The sequence below is a fragment of the Egicoccus sp. AB-alg6-2 genome (assembly GCF_041821025.1).
Lineage (GTDB): Bacteria > Actinomycetota > Nitriliruptoria > Nitriliruptorales > Nitriliruptoraceae > Egicoccus.
In genome coordinates this window covers 316,076-341,874 of sequence record NZ_JBGUAY010000001.1, presented here as the reverse complement: position 1 = coordinate 341,874, position 25,799 = coordinate 316,076, and the positions used below count along the sequence as shown (strand labels likewise).

Here is a 25,799-nt window from a genome sequence, read left to right as displayed (position 1 = left end):
CGTGTTCGATCTCACCGTCTCCCTCGACGTCACGGGTCGCCGCTGCGTGGTCGTCGGCGGCGGACCCGAAGCGGACGCGCGGGTCCGAGGACTCGTCCACGCGGGCGCCGAGGTCGTCGTCGTCACCCCGGCACCCTCGAGCGGCATCGAGGTGGCGGCGGCCGAGGGTCTCGTCACGCTGCAGCGACGTGGCTGGCAACCGGGCGACCTCGCCGGTGCGTTCGTCGCCTACAACACCCGAGAGGACGACACCCCGGTCGCCGCCATCTGGGCCGAGTCCCGCACCCATCACGTCCTGTTGTCCACGCTCGACGACAAGCCGCGCTGCGACTTCGCCACGCCGGCCGTCGTCCGTCGCGGCGACCTCGCGATCACGATCGGGACCGCCGGTCGGGCGCCCGCGCTGGCCAAGCGGCTACGGCAGCAACTGCAGGAGCGGTTCGGTGCGGAGTACGCCACGCTGGTCGAGGTGATCGAGGATGCCCGGCGGCAGGTCCTGCCCCGCGAGGTCGCGTTCGACGCGTGGGCGGCGAAGTGGTCGCAGGCGCTGGAGGACCTCGACGGCCTGGCCGCGCTGGTGCGCGCCGGCCGGGGCGACACCGCCCGCGAACGGATCGTGGCGACCGTCGGGAAGGGTGGCCGATGAACCCGCCGTTCGAACTGCCGGCCGCCACGCCGGGCACCGTGCATCTCGTCGGTGCCGGCCCCGGCGATCCCGGACTGCTGACGCTGCGGGCGGTCCGCCTGCTGCAGACCTGCGATCTGGTCGCCTACGACCGACTCGCACCGCCCGAGGCGCTGCGCCTGGTTCCCGCGACGGCCGAGCGGATCGCCGTCGGCAAGGCCGATCCCGCCGAACTCGGGCCGCGGGACGGGGCCCCCGGCGAGCGGTGCCGTCAGGGCTGGAGTCAGGCGGAGATCTCGGCGCTGCTGGTGCTGGCCGCGCGTGAGGGCCGGGCGGTGGTCCGGCTCAAGGGCGGCGATCCGTTCGTGTTCGGACGCGGCGGCGAGGAGGCGATCCGCTGCCACGAGGCCGGCGTGCCCGTCGAGGTGGTCGCCGGCGTCACCAGCGCCGTGGCGGCGCCCGGCGCGGCCGGCATCCCCGTCACCCATCGCGGGGTCGCGCCGGCCGTGGCGTTCGTGACGGGGCACGAGGATCCCGCCAAGCCGTCGAGCCAGCTCGACTGGCCGGCGCTCGCCGCCTTTCCCGGCACGCTGGTGTTCCTCATGGGCGTCCGTGCGCTGCCCGAGATCTGCCGCCAGTTGCGGGACCACGGCCGCCTCGCGGACACCCCGGTCGGCGTGGTGCGCTGGGGGACCACCTCCCGCCAGCAGCACGTGGTCAGCGACCTGGCTCATGCGGCAGACGACGTCGCCGCCGCCGGCATCGGGTCCCCGGCGACGATCGTCGTCGGCGACGTCGTCGCCCTGCGCGAACGCATGGGCATCGGGCTCGCGTCCGCCTCGCTGGTGGGCTGACGCGCACGGTTGCCGCACTAGTCAGGGAAAATAGTCCCGCGCAGGTATTTTCTTTCGGGCCGATCCGTGATCAACTGTCAGGGCGGTTGGCGCGATCCTTCGCTCCCTCCGCGACAAGAGCCCCCGGCGGTCCCCCCGTCTGTCGGGGGCTCTTCCATGTGCGCCAGGCGGGTCGACGTTCTTCGCTTGGACGGAGTTCCCACTGAACTCCCGGGCCGGATCGCGGCGTACGAGGAGGCGACTTACCGTCGTCGGCTCCGCTGTCGTCGACCGACGGACCAACGCCATGGACACGCGCTCCTCGCCCGGTGGCCTGACCCACCTGCGGCAGCTGGAGGCCGAGTCGATCCACATCCTGCGCGAGGTGGTGGCGCAGTGCGAGCGGCCCGTGATGCTGTACTCGATCGGCAAGGACTCGTCGGTCATGCTGCACCTGGCCCGCAAGGCGTTCTTCCCCGGCCGGTTCGGTGGCTCGGGCGGGAACCGCCCGCTGCCGTTCCCGCTGCTGCACATCGACACCACCTGGAAGTTCCGCGACATGATCGCCTTCCGGGACCGCACCGCTGCCGAACTCGGTGTCGAACTGCTCGTGCACACCAATGCCGAGGGCGCGGCGTCGGGCATCAACCCCTTCGACGACGGCTCGCGCAACTACACCGACGTCATGAAGACGCAGGCGCTGAAGCAGGCGCTGACCGAGGGCCGCTACGACGGCATCTTCGGCGGCGCACGGCGCGACGAGGAGCGTTCGCGCGCGAAGGAACGCGTGTTCTCGTTCCGGGACAAGCACCACCGGTGGGATCCGAAGAACCAGCGTCCCGAGTTGTGGAACCTCTACAACGGCCGGGTGAACCCGGGTGAGTCCATCCGCGTGTTCCCGCTGTCCAACTGGACCGAGCTCGACATCTGGCAGTACATCTGGCTCGAGCAGATTCCGATCGTCCCGCTGTACTACTCCGCGCCGCGACCAACGGTGGAACGCGACGGCACGATCATCATGGTCGACGACGACCGCTTCCGGTTCGAACCGGGCGAGAAGCCGGTCGAGCGCTGGATCCGGTTCCGCACCCTGGGCTGCTACCCGCTGTCGGGTGCGGTCGAGTCGAGGGCGACCACGTTGCCCGACATCATCCAGGAGATGCTGCTCGCGACCCGTTCCGAACGGGAGGGCCGGGTCATCGACCACGACCAGTCGGGCTCGATGGAACAGAAGAAGCGCGAGGGCTACTTCTAGCGATCGTGCTCCCCGGAGGGCGCAACATGGCACACCAGTCCGACCTGATCGCCAGCGACATCGAGGCCTACCTCGCCGAACACGAGCGCAAGGACCTGTTGCGGTTGCTGACCTGCGGGTCCGTCGACGACGGCAAGTCCACGCTCATCGGCCGGCTGCTGCACGACGCCAACATGATCTACGCCGATCACCTCGCCGCGCTCGAATCCGACTCGGTCACCTCCGGCACGACCGGCGACCAGGTCGACCTCGCGCTGTTGATGGACGGCTTGAAGGCCGAGCGGGAGCAGGGCATCACGATCGATGTCGCCTACCGCTACTTCTCCACCGCGCGACGCAAGTTCATCATCGCCGACACGCCCGGCCACCTGCAGTACACCCGCAACATGGTGACCGGTGCCTCGACGGCGCAGCTTGCGGTGATTCTCGTCGACGCCCGCCACGGGGTGCTCGACCAGACCCGACGACACTCCTACCTCGCCTCGCTCCTCGGCATCCGGCACGTCGTGGTCGCGGTGAACAAGATGGACCTCGTCGGCCTCGAGCGCAACCGGTTCGAGGACATCTGCCGCGACTACCGGGCGTTCGCGACCGAGCTCGACCTGCCGGCGCCCTACTTCCTGCCCATGTCGGCCCTGGTCGGCGACAACGTCGTGGAACGCTCGTCCCGCATGGACTGGTTCGACGGGCCGCCGTTGCTGGAGCACCTCGAGACCGTCGACGTCGCGGCCGACGAGGACCTGGAGCGGGTACGCGTCCCCGTCCAGCTGGTACAGCGGCCCGACCTGGACTTCCGTGGCTTCGCCGGCACGATCGCGGCCGGGGTGGTGCGACCCGGCCAGGAGGTGCTTGCCCTGCCGTCGGGGATGCGGTCGCGCATCGAGCGCATCGTCACCTTCGACGGCGACCTCGAGGAAGCCCGCCCCGGCCAGGCCGTGACGCTCACCCTCACCGACGAGATCGACGTCTCGCGCGGGGACCTGCTGGTGGATGCCGCGCATCCGCCCGAGCGCGCGCACGAGATCGACACCCGACTGGTGTGGATGGCCGAGGAAGCGGCCGTTCCGGGTCGCCAGTACGTGCTGCTGTCGGTCAACGGGGTCTCCAACGCGTCCCTGACCGCGATCACGCACCGCATCGACGTCAACTCCCTGCAGCACGAACCGGCCGAACGGCTCCAGCTCAACGACGTCGCCCGCTGCGTGCTGTCGGCGGACCGCGAGTTGCTGTTCGACCCCTACGGCGACAACCGCACCACCGGCTCGTTCATCCTCGTCGACCGGTTGACCAACCGCACGGTCGCCGCCGGGATGATCGTGGGCGCTGCCTCCGGATGGGACCGCACCCCACCGGCCGGCCTCGCGCGACACCGCTCGGAGATCACCTCGACGGAACGCGAAGCGCGGCTGCTCCAGCGGCCCGTGACGGTGATGCTGACCGGCATGACCGGCACCGGCAAGTCGACGATCGCCGCAGCGGTCGAGCGTCGCCTGTTCGACCGCGGCCGCAGCGTGCTGCGGCTCGACGGCGAGAACCTCCGCCTCGGCATCAGCCGTGACCTCGGCTTCTCCAACGAGGACCGCTCCGAGAACCTGCGCCGTGCCGCCGAGATCGCCTCGCTCGCCTCACGCCACGGGCTGATCACCCTCATCGCCGTCCAGGCCCCGCAGGCCGAGGTCCGCGCCCGCATCCGCGACCTGCTGGGCGCCGACCGCCACCTCGAGGTGTTCCTCGACGCGCCGGACGCCGTCCGGCGTGCACGCGACCCGAACGGGTTGTACGCGGCGGCCGACCGGGGCGAGCTGGCCCACCTGCCCGGCGTCACCAGCAGGTTCGAGGCACCCCAGGCACCCGACCTCCACCTCGACACCGGCTCGCTCACGCTCGAGCAGTGCGTCGAGGCCGTGCTCCGCCTGCTGGCCGATCGCGGCTTCACCGACGTCCGGTGATCGGCCTCGAGGGCTGGTTGGCAGCCGCCATCCTCCTCGTGCTGGTCCTGGCGCTGGTCCGCGAGGTGGTGGCGCCGGCTGCCGCCATGGTCGGCGCACTCGTCGCGTGCGTCCTGGTCGGCATCCTCCCGGCCGAGCAGGCATTCCTGGGGCTGGCCAACCCCGCCACGATCTCGATCGCCGGGCTCTTCGTCGTCGCGCGGGCCGTACGGGACCACGCCGGCATCGACGGCGTGATCGGACGATTCCTCGGCGACGGGTCCGGGGGCGCGCACGGGGCGCTGCTGCGGTTCGTGCCCCCGGTCATCGGCCTGTCGGGATTCCTGAACAACACCCCACTGGTCGCGGCGGGGGCACCGGTCATCCGCGGCTGGGCGGAACGCAACGGGGTGGCCGCGACCAAGCTGCTGATGCCCCTGTCGTTCGCCGCCATCCTCGGCGGGACGCTGACGGTGATCGGGACGGGACCCAACCTGGTGATCTCCGGCATGTTGCAGGCGGCCGGCGAGCCCGGGCTGCGCTTCTTCGAACTGACCCCGGCCGGCCTGCCCCTGGCGGTCGTGGGTGGCACGGCGCTGGTGGTGCTGGCGCCACGGCTGCTGCCGGACCGCCGCACGCCGCATGAACTCCTCGCCGCCCACGAGCGCGACTACACGCTGCGGTTGCAGGTCCTACCGTCGGGGCCCGTGGACGGGCGCACGGTGGCGCAGGCGCACCTGCGCGACCTGCCCGGCACCTTCCTCGCCGCAGTTCGTCGCCATCCCGACGGCCAGCGACCCGCCGCGCCCGACACGGTGCTCCACGGGGGGGACGAACTGGTCTTCGTGGGCAACATCGCCGCCGTGCGCGACCTCCTGACCCGGCCGGGCCTCGTCGAAGCCGAGCGCGCACAGATCGAGGTCCTCGACGGCGACGGCCACGGACTGACCGAGTGCGTCGTCGGGTCGACGTCGGCGCTGGTGGGATCGACGTTGAAGGAGGTGTCGTTCCGGGGGCGCTACGGCGGCGCCGTCATCGCCCTGCACCGTGCCAGCGAGCGCGTGGACGGCAAGCTGGGGACGGTGGAACTGCGGGCCGGTGATGCGCTGCTGCTGCTGGGCGATCCCGGGTTCGCCGAGCGCTGGAACGGGCACCGGGACTTCGCCCTGCTCGTTCCCCACGACGACCGGGCCGACGGCATGTCGTCGCCGCGCTACCGCTGGCTGACGCTGGCGACGTTCTCGGCCATGGTCGTGCTGGCGGCGACCGGCGCCCTGCCGGTCCTCAGCGCCATCCTGCTCGCATGCACCGTGCTTGTTGCCACCCGCGCGATCCGGTTCACCCGCGCCATCGACGCGCTCGACCTCGACGTGCTGCTGATCGTGGCGGCCGCCATCGGGCTCGGCCAGGCGATCGCCGCATCCGGCCTGTCGGAGGCGCTGGCCGCCGCGATCGAAGGCGCGGCCGTCACGACCAGTCCGATGGTGGCACTGGCACTGGTGGCGATCGGGACCATGGTGCTGACCGAGCTGCTCACCAACGTCGCCGCTGCCGCCCTGATGCTGCCGATCGCGTTGGACGTCGCACAGCGTGTCGGCGCCGAGCCGACCGGGTTCGCGGTCGCCGTGGCCCTCGCCGCGTCGTCGTCCTACCTGACGCCGATCGGCTACCAGACCAACACGATCGTCTACGGCCTCGGTGGCTACCGCTTCGGCGACTACTGGCGGCTCGGCCTGCCGATGGCCGTCATCAGCCTCGCCACGATTCTGGTGGCGGTGCCGCTCGTTTGGCGCTAGACATGCCCTACACGGCGACTTCCCGCGGTGCAAGACGCCGAAATGCCAACCTGGGCGGTCAATCTTAACGGTCACGCAGTGTGACGACACTGTACGCTGCGTTAGATTTCCTGCCGGGGAGTGCCCTCGCGTCATTCGGGGGCAAGGACAAGGAGCACGCGATGGATCGTCGCAACGGAACTCGGGTCGTCCGCTGGCGTGCACTCGTCGTCATCGCTGCACTCGCCGGCAGCATGCTGGCCGGGATCGGCGCCAGCGCCGCCGACGAGGTCGCGGCGGCACCCAACGGCATCAGCTGGACCAGCAGCGGCGCGCAACTCGCCGCACAGGGCATCAGCTGGACCAGCGCCCGTGGCATCAGCTGGACCGCCGCACCCGGTATCAGCTGGACGCGTGGCATCAGCTGGACCGCCGCGCAGGGCATCAGCTGGACCAACGCTCGCGGCATCAGCTGGACCGCCGCACCCGGCATCAGCTGGACCCGTGGCATCAGCTGGACCGCCGCACCCGGCATCAGCTGGACGCGCGGCATCAGCTGGACCTGATCGACGCACCAAGCCACCGCAACACCGAAGTACCGGCCGGTCACATCCCACGGGGTGGGCCGGTCGGTTCGTATCTGAGACCACGCCAGTCGCGAGGGGCCGTCCGCATCAGCGCCAAGCTCGAGCGCTACGTCGCGTTCTGCGTCCTGCTGGGGGTCGCGTCCCTCGGCGGCGTCATCGTGCTCACGAATGCCGCGGCGCCGGACTTCGTGCCGCTGTTCGCGCTGGTGGTCGGCGTCGCCGTCGCCGAACGCGTGGAGCTGCGCTTCACCTTCGAGCACTCCGACGTCGCCATCACCCTCGTCGAGGTCGCCATCACGGCCGGCCTGCTCCTGGTCGCCCCCACCGAAGCCGTCGTGGCGACGGGGCTTGGCATGATGGCCGGACAGGCCTCGCGCGTCCCCGACCTCATCAAGGTCAGCTTCAACACCGCCCAGGCCATGGTGGGCGCCGCGCTGGCGGCCACCATCGTGCACTTCGCACCCCCGATCGGTCCATTGGTCAACGGGCGGCCGGTGTTGTTCGCCCTGCTGGGGATGGCCGTCTACGTGGCCGTCAACGCCGTCGCCATGCTCGGCCTGCTGTCGATCGCGGAGCCGAACGCCCGGGAGGGCCTGGTCGAGCAGCTCCCGCTCTCGGCAAGCTTCTCGCTCGGCACCGCCGCGATCGGGGTCGTGCTGGCCGCACTGCTCGTCCTCGAGCCGGCGCTGGCCGGCTTCGTCCTCGTCCCCGCCGCGGCGGTCTACCTGGCCGCCCGTGGTGCCCGCCGCACCGCCGACCTGCTCGGGCGCGTCCGTGTGGACCGCGACCGCCTGACCCGGGTCGTCGACGGCACGACCGACGGCATCATCCTGCTCGACCGTGACGGGACGATCCAGGTCTGGAACACGGCCATGGAGGAGCTCACCGGGCTCTCCGCCGAGCGGGTGGTGTCCCGTCCGGTGTCGCGCGTCCTGACCGAGTCCCTGCGCGAGGGCGAGACCCGCGTCACGGGGCGCTGGCTCATCGACAGCGCCCATCGCGGCGCGCAGCATCGCGCCCTCGACGCCCGGATCCGTCATGTCGACGGCCGCGCGCATGCGGTGCGCGAGAACCACTCGCTCATCTTCGACGACCGGGGCCGCTGCATCGGCGACGTGATCGTCGTCCGTGACGTCTCACGGCAGCGCGAACTCGAGCGGCTGCGTGGCGACTTCGTGGCGAGGGTGTCGCACGAACTGCGCACGCCATTGACGCCCATCCGCGGCTTTGCCTCCGTGCTCCTGCGCAAGGGCGACCAACTCGATGCGTCCAGCCGACAGGATGCACTCGAACACATCGTCGAACGTTCCGACCACCTCGCCGCGGTGGTCGAGGACCTGCTGCTGGTCACCCGGTTGGACCAACACGACCTCGACGATCTGGTGCACCCGGCACCGGTCGACCTGCAGCCCGTGCTCGAGGCCACCGTCGCCTCCTTCGCCGACCGAGAACCGACCCGAACGCTCGCCTTTACGGCCGCACCGGGCACAGGAGAAGCCCTCGCCGACCCCGAGCGCACCCGGCAGATCGTCAACGCGCTGGTCGACAACGCCTGCCGCTATTCACCCGAGGACACGCCGGTCGAGGTGACGCTCGAACAGCTCGACGACGACATCTGCATTCGCGTCATCGACTCGGGTCCGGGCATCCCACGGGAGCATCGCGAGCACGTCTTCGAGCAGTTCCATCGCCTCGAGGATCCGCTGACGATGCGCACCGGCGGTGTCGGTCTGGGGCTGTTCATCGCCCGCCGGCTGGCGCAGGCGATGCACGGCAGTCTCGAACTCGAAGATGCCGCTGGCGCCACGGGAAGCAAGTTCGTCCTGCGTCTCCCGAGCGCCATCCCGATGCATGGAGCGCCGGCTCGGGACCTGATCAGCTGAAATAGGTCGCGTGCTATCGTCCTCCTGGCAGACTCGTACGGGGGTCGCCAAAGGATCGCTTCATGGCACGCAAGATGAGTGACGACCACAAGGCAGCGCTCGCCAAGGGGCGCGAACAGGGTCGTGCCGTTCGCGACTATCTCGCGGCGTTGGAGCAGGACCGCAAGCCGGGCCGGCGCATGGACAGCGAGACGGTCAAGGCGCGCATCGACGAGGTCCAGCAGAAGATCGACGCCGAACCGAACCCGGCGAAGCGGGTCGATCTCATCCAGCGCCGCCTCGACCTCGAAGAACGCCTCGTCGGTATGGACGAGGACGTCGACCTCGAGACGCTCGAAAAGGGCTTCGTCGAATCCGCCGCCGAATACTCCGAACGCAAGGGCATCACCTACACCGCATGGCGGGAAGCGGGCGTTCCTGCCGCCGTCCTCAAGCAGGCCGGGATCCCTCGCACGCGACGCACCAACGTGGCCTGACCCGACAGGCGTCGCCAGACGATCCGACCGGCCCACCCGCCGGCCCGCGCGCGTCAGTCGCGGTCGGAGGCCTCGCCGCGCCCGCGCTCGTCGGCGGGGCCATGGCCACGCCGGCGGCCCGGCTCGTCCCCGTCGTCGTCCATGGGTCGCTGCCCGGGGGCGATCTCCCGACCCCGGTCGTCCGACTGGCCTGGCGGGGTGTGTCCCGGCGGGCCGGGACGCTGGTCGGGCGCCTCGGACACCGCCGGCGCGTCGGCGTCCTCCGGCATGGCGACGAACAGGCCGTCCCGCCATCGCAGCACCGTCGCGGCGGCTTCGGCGCGCGCGCCGTCGCGTGCGCCGTCGCAGGTGAACGTCACCTCGGTGGCGTCCCGCGAGGCCTTCAGGCGCAGTCGGTGCTGCTGCGGCGCGTCGATCGGACAGGCGTCGAACACCAGCAGGGCGCCGTCCTCGGCGACCCGCAACGTCACTGCGGCGGCCCCCGCCTCGTCGACGAACGGCGCCACCACCTCGTGACGCCCGTCGCCGGTCAGGTCACGGGCGACCGGGGTGCCCAGCCGCTCCGGCGCGGCAGGGACGGTGACGTTTCCCACCGCCGCGTAGTCCTCCCCGTTCCAGGCCGCCAGGGTCACGTCCAGGCCCGCGGCACCCGCGCGCGCCACCACCACCAGTTCGGGCACGCCGTCGCCGACGAGGTCGTAGGCGAGGTGGTCCGCCTCCTCGACGTCCTCGACGTGGGCGTACAGGAAGGCGGCCCGCTGGGCGTCGTACGACGGAGTGACGCTCCCTGGCTCCTCGGCTGGATCCAGCGACGGCTCGCCGGCAGGGGCGGGCGTCGACGCAGCGTCCGGCGGGGCCGGCTGCGACCCTCGCCAGTCCGGCAGTGCCGGGACGAGGTCGAGTTCGGCGGGAGCGGGAACCGGACGGGCGGTCAACTCCGGGATCTCGGCCTCACCCGCGCACGCGGGAACCGTCATGGCCAGGGCGGCCATGACGGCGATACGCCCGCGGATGCTGCTCAGACCGTCTCGTTCCTGCGCCCGGGAGACCGACAGCGGGCGCATCCGCATGCAATCAGCCGGACCCGGTCCGCTCCGCGGCCGGTCACGACCCTGCGTCGGTGACCCTGACACGTCGGTGGCCGCTCGTGACCGGCTCAGGGAAGCACGGTCGCGACCCCGTCGTGCCAGGCGATCTCGCCCCGCGCGTGCAGCAGCTCCAGCGCCGCGCGCGTCGACGCCTCCGCGGCCGGCCACAGGCGGCGATCCACGTCGGCATAGATGCGGGCGACGAGTTGCGCCGCGGTGGCCGGACCCTCGTCGAGCGCGGCCACCAGCTGTGCCTGCCGGAACGCTCGGTGTTCGGCGTAGTAGCGCAACACGGCCTGTGCGTCCACGGTGAGTTCCGGGCCGTGCCCGGGGTAGAGCGCGTCCGGTCCCAGCGCGATGGTGCGCCGCAACGAGTGCAGGTAGGCGGCCAGGTTCCCGTCCGGATGCGCCACCACCGAGGTGCCCCGACCGAGCACGTGGTCGCCGGTCAGGACGGCCCCCGTCGGCGTGCGCAGCGACACGTGGTCCGCGGTGTGCCCCGGCGTGGCGACGACTTCCAGCGCGAGCCCGGCGACGTCGACGACGTCGCCGTCGGCCAGGAGCCGGCCGTCCGGGCCGGCGAGCTCGCGGTCGGCGGCCGCCACGGTCGCGCCGAAGTGCAAGGACCACCCCGCGGCGGCAGCGGCGTGGTCGTGGTGGTGGTGGGTAACGACGAGGAGTCCGACCTCGGCGTCGAGCGCCCCGAGCGCCGCTTCCACGCGCCGCAGGTGCTCGACGTCCTCGGGACCGGGATCGACCACGACGGCGACCCCGCTCGCGGGCGCGGCCAACAGGTAGGTGTTGGTCCCGTCGAGGGTCATCGGCGAAGGGTTGGGCGCGAGCACCCGGGTCGTCACCTCGTCCAGTGCCGCGACGGGGGGCATGCCACCGGGAGCCGGGAGTCCCCAGTCGGTGCGCGGATCGACGGGGGCGGCAGGGCGATCGCTCATGGGTGGGAAGCCTACGCAGCGCTGCGGCTCGGGCCGGACACACGGGAGCGGCGGCCCGTCTCCGGACCGCCGCTCACCTCTCCCGCCCTGACGGCTCCCGCTCCGTCTCCCTCAGAAGGAGGTAACGGGAAGGTTACCGCCGGCCGGTGTCCGACGGAAGGGGGTGCGTGCACGGCGTCACGCCTACCGCACGGTTTTCGTGCGAACTGCGCGCCCCGCCAGGGACCAATCCACCGTCGTTGGCCTGGCTGAGCGGCCGTCGGGCGTGCGCCTGCGCCGTGTCAGATCGGCTCGGCGGGACCCCCGTCGGGATGTTGCACCAGGATCTCGTCGCCGTCCCGCACCATCGTGGGCTGGATCCGCCGCTGGTCGACCGCGTCGGCGGTGACGGCCGCCCACGCCTCGTCCACCGAGGCGAACTCGTCGAGCTGGAGCAGGTTGCGCCGCGTCGGGAAGATCACCACGGCGTCGCCGCGCTCGTGGGCCTCGATGGCCTCACGCGGGCGGATCCAGCTCACCTCGGTGCTCTCGACGTCGTCGGCCGTCGGGGTCTGGCCGGAGGGCAGCTTGGCGACGAAGAACCGCGTGTCGAAGCGGCGGTGCTGGCCCTCGGGCGTCACCCACCAGGAGTAGAACCGCAGCCGGCGCAGGTCGAGCACCAGCGCCTCGTCCTCGAGCCAGCGGCGCCAGTCCCAGGCCTGGGTCCGGTCGCAAAGACGGTGGCGGGCGGCGACGAAGGAGCGCGATCGCAGGTCCTCGTCGGTGACCGGCGCGCCGTCCTCACGTCGGCCCAGGAAGACCCCGACCTCCTCGAAGGTCTCGCGCACGGCGGCGACCAGCAGGCCCTGAGCGGCGGCCGACGACGTCGCGCCCAGCCGCTGCCGCCAGCGGGCGGGGTTGTCGCCGATCCAGCGTGCGGCGTCCAAGCCGCAGTCGGTGGCATCGACCTTGCCCCCGGGGAAGACGAGCGCGCCGCCCGCGAAGTCCGCCCGCAGGTGACGCTCCAGCATCAACACCTCGAGGCCGGCGCCGTCTCGGGCGTCGCGCAGCAGCAGGACGCTGGCCGCGTCGACGGCCTCGGGAGACGCGCCGCCGACGCGCCCCGCCGGTGTCTCTCGCTCGGCCTTCCCCATGGGTGCGCTGCCCTCCGTCGGAGATCGTTCCCGGAGGAGGGAGTCTCGCACGGCGCACGTGAGCCGGGCGACCGCCGCACCAGCGGTCCGACCGGTGTGCGGTGTGCGACGATCACGTCCCGGTCGCGCAACCGGGACGGGGTTCGAGGCGTCCAAGCCGACGAGGCGCCGGCGGGACGCGCACGTGGAGCAAGGGGTCGGGGTGCGATCTGGGTCGAGGATCTGGTCCGGCGTGCACGCAGCGTCGACACGGCGGTTGGCCGCCGTGGTCGCGCTCGCCGTGCTCGCGGCCGTCGTCCCGTGGTCCTCGGCGGCGGCGCAGGAACCCGAGTTGCGGCGCATCGACCTCGGCGCCACCGTCACGGCGGGCTTCGGTCGCGGAACCGGCTCCGGCGCCTGGACCCTGCTCGAGGTCGAGTTCTCGCCACAGGTCCCGATCGCCGGGCGGCTGGAGGTCGGCGGCCTCGGCGCCTCGCGTGGTGGTGCCGTTCGCGACGTCGAGGTGTCCGCCGGCGCCACCAAGGTGTTCCACCTGCTCCTGCCCCCGGCCGACGAGGTGCAGGCGTCCTTCGTCTCCTCGGCCGGCACCCGCATCACCCTGCCGCGGGCGGGCGGCGGTGCCGGTGAGGACGTGGTCGTCGGTGGGATCGCGGCCGAGCCCGCGTTGCCACGTCCGCTCAACGTCGCCGGCCTGGACCGTCCGGTGCGTGGGGTGCGGGTCGATCCCGCCGTCATCGACCTCGGACCTCGCGCACTCGACGCACTCGACGCGCTCGTGGTGTCCGCGACGCAGTTGGCCGCGCTCAGTGACGACCAGCGCGACGCGCTCGCGGTCGCGGCAGCCACCGGCCTGGACCTGGTCGTCTCGCTGCGGCCCGGCGACGGGACGCTGCCACTGCCCTGGACCCCGATCGAGGGCCTCACCGACGCGGGCGACGGCGGCGTGGCCTTGACGCCCACCGAGGCCGCGTGGTCGGCCTCCCCGGCCGACCTCGGCGTGTCCGGCGGAGGCAGCCAGACGTGGATCGCCGCCGTCCCCGCCGGACGGGGCCGCGTCATCGCCGTCGCGGGCGCTCCCGGCGAGGGCGGTCCCGGCGACCAGGCGGACGTCTGGAGCCAGATCTTCCACCCGCGCGCCGACCTCGGCATGCCGCTGGGCTCGTTCGACGAGGGCGACCTCGGCAACCGGCTGTTCGGCGGCGTCTCGACCCTGCCGGGGATGACCGGCGCCCTGCTGTTCCTGCTGGTCTACCTCCTGCTCGTCGGACCGGTGAACGCGCTCGTGGTCCGTCGCCTCGGTCGCCGCGAGCTGACCTGGGTCACCGTTCCCGCGGTGACGTTGGTGTTCACCGCGATCGCGGCGCTGACCGCCACCAGCGGCGGGCCCTCCTCCACCCCGGTGACGCGTGCGGCCTGGTGGCTCGACGGTGTCGGGCAGGAGGTGACTGCGCTGAGCCTGCAGGCGCCCTCCCGCGGCACGCAGCAGATCGTCTATCCGGGCCAACGCGACGGCATGGTGGGCTCCTTCTGGACCGAGACCCTCTCGTTCAACGCCTTCGACGGCCAGGACACCACCTTCAGTACCCACCTCGAGGCACTGCAGACCACGACCGCGATCGCCTACGGGCCCGCCGCCGTCGCACCCCCGATGGACGTCGCCGCCACGTTCGACGACGGCGTGCTCGAGGTGACGCTCGCCAACCGCACCGACGCCACGCTGGAGGCCGTCACCGTCCTGGCCGCCACCGCCGTCGCTGAAGTCGGCACCCTCGCCCCCGGCGAGGAGCGCACGATCACGGTCGACGATCTCGAAGCGGCCCTTCCCCGCGCCCCCGGTGACCGCGGGATGCGGATGCTCGGTGACCGGGGCCGCCAGGTCGACGGCGAGGTGCCCGGTCCGGGCGTCGCCGAGCGGTTGCTGGCCTGGAACGTGCTCGACCGCAGTCCCGGCACCGTCTGGGTGACCGCCGCCACCACCGACGACCTCGGCCTGACCTCCCCCCGCGTGCGCGGCCAGGTCGACGATCGCGGCTCGTTCGTCGCGGTGGGGGTCACTCCCGAGCACCACGGTGACACCGTGCTGCCCCACGAGGTGCGTCGCGACCTCCTGCGCCGAGGCGTGTGGACGCCGTGGCGGCAGCACCCGCTGTCGGTGGACGGCGAGTCCGAGGCGGTGCTGCGGTTCCGCCTGCCGGACCCCGAGGCGATCGGCACGTTGGTGTCGACGCTCGACGAGGGCGGCGCCGTGCGCCCGATGGACATGGGCATGGCCGACCCCTGGGGCAACGGCTGCTTCGAGGTGACCGAGATCGACGCGGACGGCAACGAGTCCGAACCCGAGGAACGCTGCGGCGACCAGGTCGCCTGCCCGCCCAACTCGCGTGAGTGCGGCGGCGACGACACGCGCGTCGAGGCCTGCTTCGAGGACGGCTCGTGCCAGGTGGCCGAGCGCATCTCGGACGCCGAGCCCGGCGACGACGGCCCCCCGGAGTCGGGGTTCGAGATCTACGACCGCGTCGAGGCCCGTTGGGTGGCCGCCGACACGGTCTTCGACGCCGACGACCGCGCCGACCCGGCGCGGGTGGTCTCGCCGCTCGGTGACGTGCTCGTCCGGGCGCGCAACGTCGGGTTCCTGCCCTTCGGGCAGCGGGGCCTCGGCGCGGAGGGAGCAGCATGAGCGTGCCGTTCGTCAACGAGGCCGCCGCACCGCCGCCACCTCCGCCGCCGTCGGCCCCCGCAGCCGTCACGGTGCGCGGGCTCACCAAGCGCTACGGCAGCCTGAACGCGGTCGACGCGCTCGACCTCGACGTCCCCCAGGGCGGGGTCTTCGGACTCGTCGGGCCCAACGGCGCCGGGAAGACCACCACGATGCTGGCGACCGTGACCCTGCTGCGTCCCGACGCGGGCACGATCGACGTCCTGGGGCACGACCCGGTGACCGAGCCACGCGCCGTCCGCGGCAAGGTGGGCTACGTCCCCGACACGTTCGGACTCTACGACGGCCTCAGCTGCGCGGAGTACCTCGACTTCTTCGCCCACGCCTACGAGGTGCCGCGCGAGCAGCGCGCCGAGCAGGTCGCGGCGCTGCTCGAGCTGGTCGAGCTCGGGCACAAGGCGGACACCGACGTCGCCGGGCTCTCGCGCGGCATGCAGCAACGCCTGTCGCTGGCACGGGGCCTGGTGCACGACCCCCAGGTGCTGGTGGCCGACGAGCCGGCCTCCGGGCTGGACCCGCGCGCACGCGTCGAACTGCGCGAGATCGTCAAGGAACTGGCCGTCCAGGGCGTGACGATCGTGATCAGCTCGCACATCCTGGCCGAGCTCGACGAGCTCTGCGACCGCGTTGCGATCGTCGAGGCCGGCAAGGTCCTCGCCCAAGGGACCCCCGACGAGATCCGCGGCGCGGTCCAGACCGCCCACACGGTGACGGTGCGGGTACTCGGCGGCGAGGAGGCCCTCGCCGCGGCGGCGCAGGTCGCCGGCGCCAGCGGCGTCCTGACCAGCCTCGCCGACGGACGCCTGCGCTGCGAGGTCGCCGGCGGCGAGGATGCGGCCGCCGACCTGCTCGTCGCACTCGTCGCCGCCGGCGTACGGGTAGCCGACTTCCGGGAGGACCGCGGCGGACTCGAGCGCCTGTTCCTGTCCGTCACCCAAGGGGTCATCCGATGATCGACCAGGGAGCGAGCCGATGAGGGCGCCGACGCTCAACCCGGTGCTGCGCCGCGAGTTGCTCGAGCGCTGGCGTGGGCCGCGGGCGGCGGTCGTACTGACCGCCTATCTCGGCCTGCTGGGCGGACTGCTGCTGCTGGCACGATGGCTGGCGACCAGCTACCTCGAACAGCAGGCCATGAACGGATGGGCGCCGGTCACCGCGAGCGGACCGGTCCTCGGCCGCTTCCTGCTCGAGAACCTGCTCGCCGGGGTGCTCGGACTGGTCCTGTTCGTGGCGCCGGGATACGCGGCGGCGCAACTGGCCGGGGAGCGCGAGCGACGCACCCTGGGACTGCTGCGGATCACCTTGCTGCGCCCGTGGGGCATCGTGCTCGGCAAGCTCGGCGCCTCGTCGGCCTGGACCGTGCTGCTGGTGCTGGTGACGGCCCCGCTCGCCGCGACCGCGTTCGTGCTGGGCGGTGCGACGCTGGGCGACCTGCTGAAGGGGCTGCTGGTGGTGCTGGTCGTCGCGATCTGCATCGCGGCGATGGCGATCGGCGTGTCCGCCAGGACCCGACGCACCACCGGAGCGGTCGTGCTCACCTACGGCCTGGTGCTGTGCCTGGTCATCGGCACGCTGATCGCCGCGTTCGCGGAGTTCGCCGCCCGGGACTTCGACCTGCGCGAGGGTTACCGGCCCGTCGCCATGTACGCCAACCCGTTCTACGCGCTCGCCGACGCGACGGGGTCGTCGACGCGGTCCTCCTTCGCGGGCGGCCTGCCCTCGGTGTTGACCCCGTTCGCGGCCGCACTGCCGGGCGACGCGGCCTTCGGTGGGGTCGGCATCGGCGGTGGCGTCATGGTCGACCCCGCGTTCGGCGGCGGGTTCGTCGAGGGCGATCTCGTCGAGCCGGCCCGTCCGACCGTGTGGCCCATCACGCTGGCGGTCTACGCGGTGCTCGGCGGCCTCGCGCTGTGGTCGGCGACGCGGGCGCTGGGGCCGCGCGACGGCGTCCGGGAGGCCTGACATGCGCACACCGACGACCGTCCGTGACGACACCCTTCCCGTTCCGCGGACCCCCGGCCTGGACGCCCTGGTCGCGCGCGGCCGCCGCCGGATCCGGCGGGTGCGGCTGGCCGACCGGGTCGGGCCGGTCGTCACGGTCGGAGCCGGTGTCGCCCTCGTCTGGAGCCTGCTCGCCTGGTTGGTGCTGTTGCCACCGGTGACCACGCTCGTGCTCGCCGGTTGTGCGGCCGCCGTCGTCGTCGCGCTGGCCGCGGTTGCGCTGCGCCCGGTCCCGGGCGAGGTCGCCGCCGCCGCCGTCGACGGCCTCCTGGGCGCCAAGGACCGCTACCGGACGGCCCTGGAGCTGCGCACCGTCGGACAGGAACGCGGAGGTCTCGACGGGCTGGCGCGACGACAACTCGTCGAGGCCGACGCCGCCGCCGCGGGCGTGCGCACGCTGCCTCCCGCCCATCGCCCCGAGGGACGGTGGCTGGTCGCCGCCCTCGTGCTGGTGCTCGCCGTGGCCGCGCTGGCCGCCGCGCCCGACCCCCACGCCGGTGAGCGCGATCGGCGTGCGCGCGAGGCCGCCGCCGTCGAGCGCGTCACCGAGGACCTGGAACGGGCCGCCGACGAGCTCGCCGAGTTGGGCGAGCCGGGTGCGGCGGCGGCCGAGCGCCTGCAGGAGGTCGCCGAGCAGCTCGACGGCCGCACCCTGGAGCAGGCGCTGGAGGAGCTGGCCGCGGCGCGCGCCGAGCTGGCCCGCGAACTCGACCCCGACCGCAACGGGCAACGGGCCGCCCTCGACGGTCTCGCACGGGAGCTCGGCCGCGAGCCGCTGGCCGCCGGGGACTCGGTCCGTGCGCAGCTCGACGCCCTCGCGGGTGCACTCGCCGCCGGCGACGTGCCGGACCCGGGGGCCCTCGCCGACCGCCTGAGGGAACTCTCCGAAGCCATCGCCGCCGGCCAACCCGAGATCGCCGACGCCCTCGCGGACGCGGCCGAGGCCCTCGACGCCGGCGACCAGGTCGCCGCCGGCGGTGCGATCTCGTCCGCGTCGGGCGCCGTCGGGTCCGCGGTCGCATCGGCGGCCGGTCAGGGCGCCCTGGAGGCGACCGACGGGGTGCTCGGGCAGGCCCAGGGCAACCTGCGGGACGCCGCGCGCGGCCAGGGGCAAGGGCAGGGACAAGGACAAGGCCAAGGACAGGGACAGGGCCAAGGGCAAGGGCAAGGGCAGGGCCAAGGGCAAGGCGAAGGGCAAGGCCAGGGACAAGGCCAGGGACAAGGCCAGGGACAAGGCCAGGGACAAGGCCAGGGACAAGGCCAGGGACAGGGCGGTGGCGGCGGTGGGGGCCAGGGTGGGCCGGGTGGCCAGCCCGGCGACGGCATGACCGGCAACGGCCAGGTCCAGGACCCCACCGGTCAGGGCGCCCACGGCGACGGGCCGGAGCTCGACACCGTCTTCGCGCCACCGCGGGTCGGTGGCGAGGACGACGAGTGGCACCTCGGCGGCCAGGACTCCGGCGTCGGTCCCGACGCCCAGGTGGGCAAGGGGCTCGGGCCCGGCGAGGTCAGTGACGCGCTCGTGCCCTACCTCGACGTCCTCGGTACCTACCGCGACCTCGCCACCCGCACGATCGAGCGTCCCGGCTTCCCCGTGGGACGTCGCGACCTCGTGCGGGACTACTTCGACCAGCTCGCACGCTGAGCGCACCGAGGAGCAAGCATGGAACCGGACCGCTTCGCCCAGTTGACCGCCGACGTCGAAGCACAGCTTCGCCGCGTCATCGTGGGTCAGGACGCACTGGTGCGCGACGTCCTCGCCTGCCTCTTCGCGGGCGGGCACGTGCTGCTCGAGGGGGTGCCGGGTCTGGGCAAGACCGTGTTGCTACGCACCCTGGCGCAGACCTTGTCACTCGACTCAACGCGGCTGCAGTGCACGCCGGACCTGCTGCCGGCCGACGTGGTGGGGACCACGGTGCTCGGCGGTGACGGCGGGACCGGCGGTGCGGGCTGGCACACCTCGTTCGAACCGGGGCCCGTCTTCACCCAGCTGCTGCTCGCCGACGAGCTCAACCGTGCCACGCCGAAGACGCAGTCCGCGCTGCTCGAGGCCATGGCCGAGCGACGGGTCACGGTCGGCGGTGTGACCCGCGACCTGCCGCAGCCGTTCTTCGTCATGGCGACCCAGAACCCCATCGAGATGGAGGGCACCTATCCGCTGCCCGAGGCCCAGCTCGACCGGTTCATGGCCAAGGTGCTGGTGCCGACCCCCTCGGCCGACGACCTCGTGGAGATCCTGGTGCGCACCACCGGTTCCACCGAGGCCGTGGTCGAGCCCGTTGCCGGCACCGACGACCTCCTCGCGGCCATCCGGCTCGTGCGCGAGGTCCCGATGGCCTCGCACGTGCTGCGTCACGTCGCCGAACTGGTCGAGGCGACCCACGCGAACCGGCCGACGGCTCCCGAAGCGGTGGTGCGCTACGTGACCAACGGCGCGTCGCCCCGCGGCGGCCAGTCCCTGGTGCTCTCGGCCAAGGTGCGCGCGCTCTTCGACGGCCGGTTGCAGGCCTCGGTGGAGGACGTCCGCGAGGCCGCGGCGGCCTGCCTGCGCCACCGACTGGTGCTGGGTTACGAGGCCCTGATCGCGGGCGTCACGACGGATGACGTGGTTGCTGCCGTGCTGGACGCGGTACCGGCACCGCGCGTTCCCGCCTGACCGGGGCCGGAGGAGCCATGCTGCTCACGCCGCGACTCGTGGCCCAGCTGGGACGACACCAGCTGGTGCCGCGTCGGCGTGTTCGCGGCCGCTTCGTCGGCGGCCACCGCTCCAGCCGGCTCGGCGCCTCCGTGGAGTTCGCCGACGTGCGGGAGTACGTGGCCGGCGACGACCCACGACGTATCGATTTGTCCGCCTCGCGCCGGCACGGACGTCTGCAGGTCACCCTCACCGAGGCGGAGGACGACGCCTCGGCTCAGGTCGTGCTGGACCGCTCGGCCTCGATGTACGGGCCCAAGCGCCGCGTGGCCGACCAGATCGCGGCCGGACTGTCGGTCCTCGGCGCCCGGGACGGGGTGCGGTTGTGGCTCGCCGAGCACGACCCGCTGGCGAACGCCGACCGCCTCGGCGGCGGCTGGACGCGGGGCAGCGGCGCCCTGGCGCACGCCGGACTGCTGCTGCAGGGCACCGGCGGTGCGCACGTGCCCGGCACCCAGGCCACGACCGGTCAGACCGTCGGTGCATCGGCGGCTCCGGGGGAGCCGACCGGTGACGACGACTTCGGCGAAGGACCGGCCGGCCGGCCCGACCTGACCGCCGCGGTCGGACGTGCCGCGCGAGCGACCGCCAGCGGTCCACTCGTGCTGATCAGCGACCTGCTCTACGACGACTGGGACGCGACGATCCGCGCCCTGGGCAGCGGCCGCCTGGACGTGCTCGTGCTGCAGGTCCTCGACGTCGAGGAACTGCGGCCCCACCTGCTCGAGGACGTGCGCCTGGTCGATGCCGAGACGGGCGCCGAGGTCCAGGCCGGCGGGGATGAGGGCACGGTGGCCGCGTACGCCGAGGCCCTGCGGACCCACCTCGACGCCGTCGAGGCCGCGTGTACGACGATCGGCGCCGCCCACGTGCTGGTGCCCACCGACGTCGACCTCGCCCGGCTGCTGCTGGCGGAACTGCCGGCACTCGGGCTGGTCCGATGAGACTGCTCGCGCCCCTCGGACTGCTCGCGGCGGCCGCGGCCGCGCCACTGGTCGCGTGGTACCTGCTGCGGCCGAGGCGCCGCCGGGTGGTCGTCGGCTCCACCTTCCTGTGGCGTGCCGTCGACCGCCCCGCCACGGCCGCGACGCCGTGGCAGCGCTTCCGCGGGGACGCGACCTTTTGGCTCGTCCTGCTGGCGCTGCTCGCGCTGGCCTTCGCGCTCGCACGACCGGCCGTCCCGGTTCCCGTGGCGTTGGGCGACCACACGATCCTGGTCATGGACAACTCGGGTTCGATGCTCACCGACGAGGGCGGCACCAGCCGGGCGGAGCTCGCCCGGCGCAAAGCGACCGAACTGACCGCGTCCCTGGCACCGGGCCAGGAGGTGTCGGTCATCGACGCCGGCCCGCGCGCCCGCATCGCCCTGTCGGGCTCGACCGACGCCCGCGAGGTCGCGCGCACGCTGGCGGGGATCGTGCCCCGGCACGCTCCGGCCGACCTGGCCGACGCCTTCACGCTGGCGACCTCGCTGCAGCGGCCGGGCCAGCGCACCGTCGTGCACCTGGTCACCGACGCGATGGTCCCCGCCGACGCGATGGCGGTGGCGCCGCCCGGCCTGACGGTGAGCGCCGTGGGCAGGGACCGGCCCAACGTCGCGATCACCCGGATCGCCTCCGCGCCGCTCGGCAGCGGCGAGCACCAGGTCCTGGCGCAGGTGCGCTCGTTCGCCCAGACCGCGGTCACCGGCCGCCTCGTGCTGGAGGTCGACGGGGCGGTCGTGCTCGAGCAGTCCCTGCGTCTCGCGCCGCGCACCACCGAGGACGTGGTGGTGACCGTGCCCGCCGTCGCCGGGGACGAGGGAGCGACGCTGACCGCTCGGCTCGCCCTGCGCGAGGACGTCACCGGCGTCGTGCCCGACGCACTGCGATTCGACGACGTCGCCACGACGGTGCTGAGCGAGAGCCGGGACCTGCGCGTCCTGCTCGCCACGCCCGGCAACACCTACCTGCAGGCGGCGCTCGGGTCGGTGCCGGGGTTGCGCGTGGAGACCTCGGCGAGCGTGCCCGACGAGTTGACCGCGGTGGACGTGCTGGTCGTCGACCGCGTCGCCGCGCCCGAGACGCTGACGGTGCCCACGCTGCTGGTCGCCCCGACCCGGTGGCCGGCCGGCGTCGCCTCGACGGGGGAGGCGGCGCTGCCGGCGCTGACCTACCAGGCCACCGACCACGCGCTGCTCGCCGACGTGGACCTCACGGGCCTCGCCGTCGCCACCACCGCCGTGCTCGATGCACCACAACTGACCGCGCTGGCGTCGGCGACCGATGCCGGCCTGCTCTTCGCCGGCCGCATCGGCGACGCCCCGGCCGTGGTCGTCCCGTTCGACCTGCTCGTCTCCGACCTGCCGTTGCGCCCCGCGTGGCCGCTGCTGGTCGCCAACGCGACCCGATGGCTGACCGGCGGCAGCGCCGGGATCGGCGCCGTGCCGGCGGGCTCGGTGGTGGCCCTGCAAGCCCCGGTCGGGACGACCTCGATCGCGGCGACCGCCCCCGGTGGCGACACGCTGCGCATCGACCCTGGCGCGCCGACCCTGCTGGTCGACACCGTCGGCACGTGGCAGATCAGCTTCACCGGGTCGGAGGACGCCGAGACGGGCGCCCCGCTGATGCTGCCGGTCACCACCGCGCTGGACGAAGGCGACCTGTCGAAGCCACGCCCCGAACCCGGCTCGCCCGCCGCGGGCGGCGAGGCGCAGATCGGCGAAGGGCTGCGCACCGTGGTCTGGCCCCTGGTCCTGACCGCGTTGTTCCTGCTGCTGCTCGAGTGGGCGTGGAGTCAGGGTGGCCGGCAGTGGCTGGCCGGCCGCCGCGACATCCGCCGCGACAAGGTCCGCCGGGCGCTGGAACCGGACGCGGAATCCGCGACACCGCGCGCACGCACGAAGGTGCCGTCGTGAGCTGGTGGCCGCTGCACCTCGACGCGCCCGCCTGGCTGGCGGCCCTGGCCGTCGTCCCGGCGGTGTTGTGGCTGGGATGGCGGCGCGCCGGCACACGCGACCGGGCGCTGCGCCGTGCCACGGCACTGCGCGGTCTCGCGGTGGGCCTGCTGGTCCTCGCCCTGACGGAACCACGCTGGGACGCGGCCGGTCGCGGCATGGACGTGGTGGTGGTGGTGGATGCCTCCGATTCCACGACGGCGGCCCGCGAGGAGGCGCACGCCTGGATCGACGCGGCGGTCGCGGGCCAGGCCCGCGGGGATCGGCTCGCCGTGGCGGCGGTCGGGCGTGACGCCCAGGTCGAGCACGGGTTGCGTGAACAGGCGCCGGGCGGCCCCCTCACGGTGCGGGTCGACGGGACCGAGACCGACCTCGCCCGCGGCCTGCGTCTGGCCCAGGGCGTCGCGGGATCGCAGCAACGCCGGCGGGTGGTGCTGCTGACCGACGGCTTCGCGACCCGCGGTGACGCGGCCCAGGCGATCCGCGAACTCGAGGAGTCGGGGATCCCGGTCGACATCGTCCCGCTGGGCGGGGACGGGGGTTCCGCCGACGTCCTCGTCGAGGGGGTCCGCGTTCCCTCGCGCGTCCGCATCGGGGACGCGTACGACGTGACCGTCGTGGTCACCAACACCGGCAAGGCACCCGCCGGCGCCACGGTCGTCGTCACCGCGGACGGTGAGGAGATCCACCGGGAGGCGCGCCAGTTGCCGCCGGGACGCAGCGAGGTTCGCGTGCCCCGGGTCGCCGCCTCCGGGGACGAGACCTCCGAGGCGGGAGGTGCGATCCGCTACGAGGCCCGGCTGGAGTCGGCCGCCAGCGTCGAGTCCCGCAACGACCTCGGCGTCGCGGGCGTCCAGATCGAGGGTCCGGCCAGCGTCCTGGTCGTCGACGGTTCCGACGGCGCCGGCGAGGCCGACGAGTTGGTGCGACTGCTCGAGGCGGGCGGTCTGCCGGTCACCCGGCATGCGATCGGCGCCGGTTTCCCGCCGCTGGACCGCCTGCTCGGCCACGACGCGACCGTGCTCGTCGACGTCCACGCCGACCAGGTCGGCGAGGCCGGCGCCGTCGCTCTCGACGCGTACGTGCGCGACGCCGGCCGCGGCCTCACGGTCGTCGGCGGCGAGCAGTCCTACGGCGTCGGTGGCTACGACGGCACCCGCCTCGAGGAACTGCTGCCGGTCTTCGCACGGATCCAGGACCCGCAGCGCCGGCCGTCGGTGGCCCAGGCGCTGGTGGTCGACGTCTCCGGCTCGATGGGTGCCTGCCACTGTCGCCCCGACGGGTTCGGCGGCGGCCCGTCGGCGACCGAGGCCGGCCCCAACAAGACCGACATCTCGCGCGAGGCGGTGGCGCGGGCGATCGAGAACCTCGACGCGCAGGACACGGTGGGGGTGCTCGCCTTCCACACCGAGGCCGAGTGGGTGTTGCCGCTGCAGCAGTTGCCGTCGGCCGCCATCGTCGAGGACGCCCTGGGAAGCCTGTATCCCGACGGCGACACCTCGATCGGCGCCGCACTCGAGGAGGCGATCGCCGGCCTCAAGGACGCCGATGCCCGGCTGCGCCACATCGTGCTGTTCACCGACGGGTTCACCAACGAGATGGGCCTCGAGGAGGTCGCCGCCGAGGCCGCCGAGGCCGGGATCACGCTGTCGGTGGTGGGAACCGGCGAGGGGACCGGCGAGGTGCTCGAGCGCATGGCCGAGGCCGGCGGTGGACGTTTCTACCCCGGTCGCGACCTCGCCTCCATCCCGTCGGTGCTGGCCAGCGAGGTGCAGTTGGTGTCACGGCCGCTCATCGAGGAGGGCCGCTTCACCCCGATCGTGACGGCAGTGGACGCGGTGACCGCCACGCTGACCGAGTCCCCACCGCTGCTCGGCTACGTCGCCACCACCTCGAAGCCGAACGCACGCACCCTGCTGCGGATCGGCGACGAACGCGACCCGCTGCTGGCCACCTGGCAGGCGGGGCTCGGCACCGTGGCGGCCTGGACCTCGGACGCGACGCCGCGTTGGTCCGCACCGTGGAGCGGCTGGGACGGGGCCCGGGACCTGTGGGGGGCGCTGGTGCGCTCGACCCTCCCCGGGGGCGAGGCCGGCGACGTCGCCGCCGAGGCCGACGTGACGAGCGACGGACTCGAACTGCGGCTCGGCAGCGGCGAACCGTTTCCCGGCGACGTCGCCGTCACCGCCGTCGTCGTCGATCCGGACGGGACCCGCCGTGAGGTGCCGCTGGCGCGAACGGCCCTGGACGCGTTCGGGGCGACGATCCCGGCCGGCGGGGACGGCGTGCACGCGGTGACGTTCCTGGTGGAGCGCGCCGGCACCGAGACGGCACGCAGGACCGTCACGGCGGTGCGCTCCTACCCCGCCGAGTACGCCGCCAGTACCGGGAGCGCGCAGGCGACGGCCGCCCTCGTCGGCGACCTCGGACGCTACGACCCCGACCCGGCGACGATCTTCGCGCGCGAGGGCACGACCCCGGGAAGTACGCCCCGTGACCTGACCGGCTGGCTGCTCCTGCTCGCGCTGCTGACCCTGCCGGTGGACGTCGGGCTGCGCCGTCTGCGGCTCGAGCGGGGGGACCTGCGGCGCCTGTTCTCGCGCACGCCGCGGCCACCGCAGGCTGCGCCCACCGGGGTGACCGCACTGGCCGACGCTCGGCGCGCCAAGCGGGCCGAGGCGGCCGAGACGGCCGTACCCGTGACGTCGGCCGTGGCCCGACCGACGGCGGACACGGACCAGGGTCGATCCCCGGAACCCGCGTCCCCGCCGCGCGGGCGACCGCCGGCCGGGGAGGTCGTGACACCGCGGGTCGACCCGGATCCGGTGGGACCACCGCCTCCGCCACGCGAGGGCGGTGCGTCGCGCTTGCTGGACGCCCGTCGCCGTGCCCGCGACGAGGATGGCTGACACCCGACAC

19 protein-coding genes are annotated in these 25,799 nt (G+C 73.3%); 16 read left to right on the top strand and 3 right to left on the bottom strand.

The genetic code is table 11. The features are described 5' to 3' along the window. Window position 1 precedes the first annotated feature (1 nt). The 8 genes from ACERMF_RS01685 to ACERMF_RS01650 all read left to right on the top strand — a co-directional run bounded on the left by ACERMF_RS01685 (window position 2) and on the right by ACERMF_RS01650 (window position 9,362). The gene (locus tag ACERMF_RS01685; RefSeq protein WP_373667280.1) at window positions 2-646 is read left to right on the top strand and encodes a bifunctional precorrin-2 dehydrogenase/sirohydrochlorin ferrochelatase; all 645 of its coding nucleotides are present in this window, start codon (window positions 2-4) and stop codon (window positions 644-646) included. Beyond that, window positions 643-1,479 (top strand): uroporphyrinogen-III C-methyltransferase, encoded by an 837-nt coding sequence (gene cobA / locus ACERMF_RS01680; protein WP_373667279.1) that lies wholly within the window; start codon window positions 643-645, stop codon window positions 1,477-1,479. Before ACERMF_RS01685 ends, cobA begins: the two co-directional genes overlap by 4 nt. Window positions 1,480-1,765: 286 nt before the next feature. Further along, window positions 1,766-2,713: a sulfate adenylyltransferase subunit CysD gene (gene cysD / locus ACERMF_RS01675; RefSeq protein ID WP_373667278.1), complete on the top strand. Its 948-nt coding sequence runs from the start codon at window positions 1,766-1,768 to the stop codon at window positions 2,711-2,713. A 26-nt stretch (window positions 2,714-2,739) separates the two neighbouring features. Further along, complete coding sequence (gene cysN, locus ACERMF_RS01670) at window positions 2,740-4,662, top strand: sulfate adenylyltransferase subunit CysN (RefSeq protein WP_373667277.1); 1,923 nt, start codon at window positions 2,740-2,742, stop codon at window positions 4,660-4,662. Continuing rightward, on the top strand, window positions 4,659-6,437 hold the full coding sequence (locus ACERMF_RS01665; protein ID WP_373667276.1) for an SLC13 family permease: 1,779 nt from the start codon (window positions 4,659-4,661) through the stop codon (window positions 6,435-6,437). The genes cysN and ACERMF_RS01665 overlap by 4 nt, the downstream gene beginning before the upstream one ends. A 161-nt stretch (window positions 6,438-6,598) precedes the next feature. Beyond that, the gene (locus ACERMF_RS01660; protein WP_373667275.1) at window positions 6,599-6,982 is read left to right on the top strand and encodes a hypothetical protein; all 384 of its coding nucleotides are present in this window, start codon (window positions 6,599-6,601) and stop codon (window positions 6,980-6,982) included. Between the two features lie 179 nt (window positions 6,983-7,161). After that, window positions 7,162-8,886 (top strand): ATP-binding protein, encoded by a 1,725-nt coding sequence (locus ACERMF_RS01655; protein ID WP_373667274.1) that lies wholly within the window; start codon window positions 7,162-7,164, stop codon window positions 8,884-8,886. Between the two features lie 62 nt (window positions 8,887-8,948). Next, entirely contained in the window at window positions 8,949-9,362 is a 414-nt protein-coding gene (locus tag ACERMF_RS01650; protein WP_373667273.1) for a hypothetical protein, read from the top strand. Between the two features lie 53 nt (window positions 9,363-9,415). Here ACERMF_RS01650 and ACERMF_RS01645 read toward each other — a convergent pair whose 3' ends face one another. From ACERMF_RS01645 to ACERMF_RS01635, 3 genes are all read right to left on the bottom strand, one after another. Then, a complete protein-coding gene (locus tag ACERMF_RS01645; RefSeq protein WP_373667272.1) occupies window positions 9,416-10,432 on the bottom strand; it encodes a hypothetical protein in 1,017 nt (338 codons plus the stop codon). An 86-nt stretch (window positions 10,433-10,518) separates the two neighbouring features. Then, complete coding sequence (locus tag ACERMF_RS01640) at window positions 10,519-11,400, bottom strand: MBL fold metallo-hydrolase (RefSeq protein ID WP_373667271.1); 882 nt, start codon at window positions 11,398-11,400, stop codon at window positions 10,519-10,521. A gap of 281 nt (window positions 11,401-11,681) precedes the next feature. Further along, complete coding sequence (locus ACERMF_RS01635; RefSeq protein WP_373667270.1) at window positions 11,682-12,533, bottom strand: NUDIX hydrolase; 852 nt, start codon at window positions 12,531-12,533, stop codon at window positions 11,682-11,684. Window positions 12,534-12,765: 232 nt separating this feature from the next. Between ACERMF_RS01635 and ACERMF_RS01630 the strand changes: the two genes are divergently transcribed. The 8 genes from ACERMF_RS01630 to ACERMF_RS01595 are packed head-to-tail and all read left to right on the top strand — an operon-like array spanning window position 12,766 to window position 25,789. Continuing rightward, window positions 12,766-15,210 carry a hypothetical protein gene (locus ACERMF_RS01630; RefSeq protein ID WP_373667269.1) on the top strand — a complete coding sequence of 815 codons (2,445 nt, stop codon included), beginning with the start codon at window positions 12,766-12,768 and terminating at the stop codon, window positions 15,208-15,210. Further along, window positions 15,207-16,202: an ABC transporter ATP-binding protein gene (locus tag ACERMF_RS01625; RefSeq protein ID WP_373667268.1), complete on the top strand. Its 996-nt coding sequence runs from the start codon at window positions 15,207-15,209 to the stop codon at window positions 16,200-16,202. Before ACERMF_RS01630 ends, ACERMF_RS01625 begins: the two co-directional genes overlap by 4 nt. A gap of 19 nt (window positions 16,203-16,221) precedes the next feature. Then, window positions 16,222-17,211 (top strand): ABC transporter permease, encoded by a 990-nt coding sequence (locus ACERMF_RS01620; RefSeq protein ID WP_373667267.1) that lies wholly within the window; start codon window positions 16,222-16,224, stop codon window positions 17,209-17,211. Window position 17,212: 1 nt separating this feature from the next. Further along, complete coding sequence (locus tag ACERMF_RS01615) at window positions 17,213-18,895, top strand: hypothetical protein (protein WP_373667266.1); 1,683 nt, start codon at window positions 17,213-17,215, stop codon at window positions 18,893-18,895. Window positions 18,896-18,913: 18 nt separating this feature from the next. Further along, window positions 18,914-19,906, top strand: coding sequence for an AAA family ATPase (locus ACERMF_RS01610; protein WP_373667265.1), 993 nt, complete (start codon window positions 18,914-18,916; stop codon window positions 19,904-19,906). Window positions 19,907-19,923: 17 nt separating this feature from the next. Further along, complete coding sequence (locus ACERMF_RS01605) at window positions 19,924-20,889, top strand: DUF58 domain-containing protein (RefSeq protein ID WP_373667264.1); 966 nt, start codon at window positions 19,924-19,926, stop codon at window positions 20,887-20,889. Further along, the gene (locus ACERMF_RS01600; protein WP_373667263.1) at window positions 20,886-22,841 is read left to right on the top strand and encodes a VWA domain-containing protein; all 1,956 of its coding nucleotides are present in this window, start codon (window positions 20,886-20,888) and stop codon (window positions 22,839-22,841) included. The genes ACERMF_RS01605 and ACERMF_RS01600 overlap by 4 nt, the downstream gene beginning before the upstream one ends. Further along, on the top strand, window positions 22,838-25,789 hold the full coding sequence (locus tag ACERMF_RS01595) for a VWA domain-containing protein (protein ID WP_373667262.1): 2,952 nt from the start codon (window positions 22,838-22,840) through the stop codon (window positions 25,787-25,789). The genes ACERMF_RS01600 and ACERMF_RS01595 overlap by 4 nt, the downstream gene beginning before the upstream one ends. The last annotated feature ends 10 nt before the right edge of the window (window positions 25,790-25,799 follow it).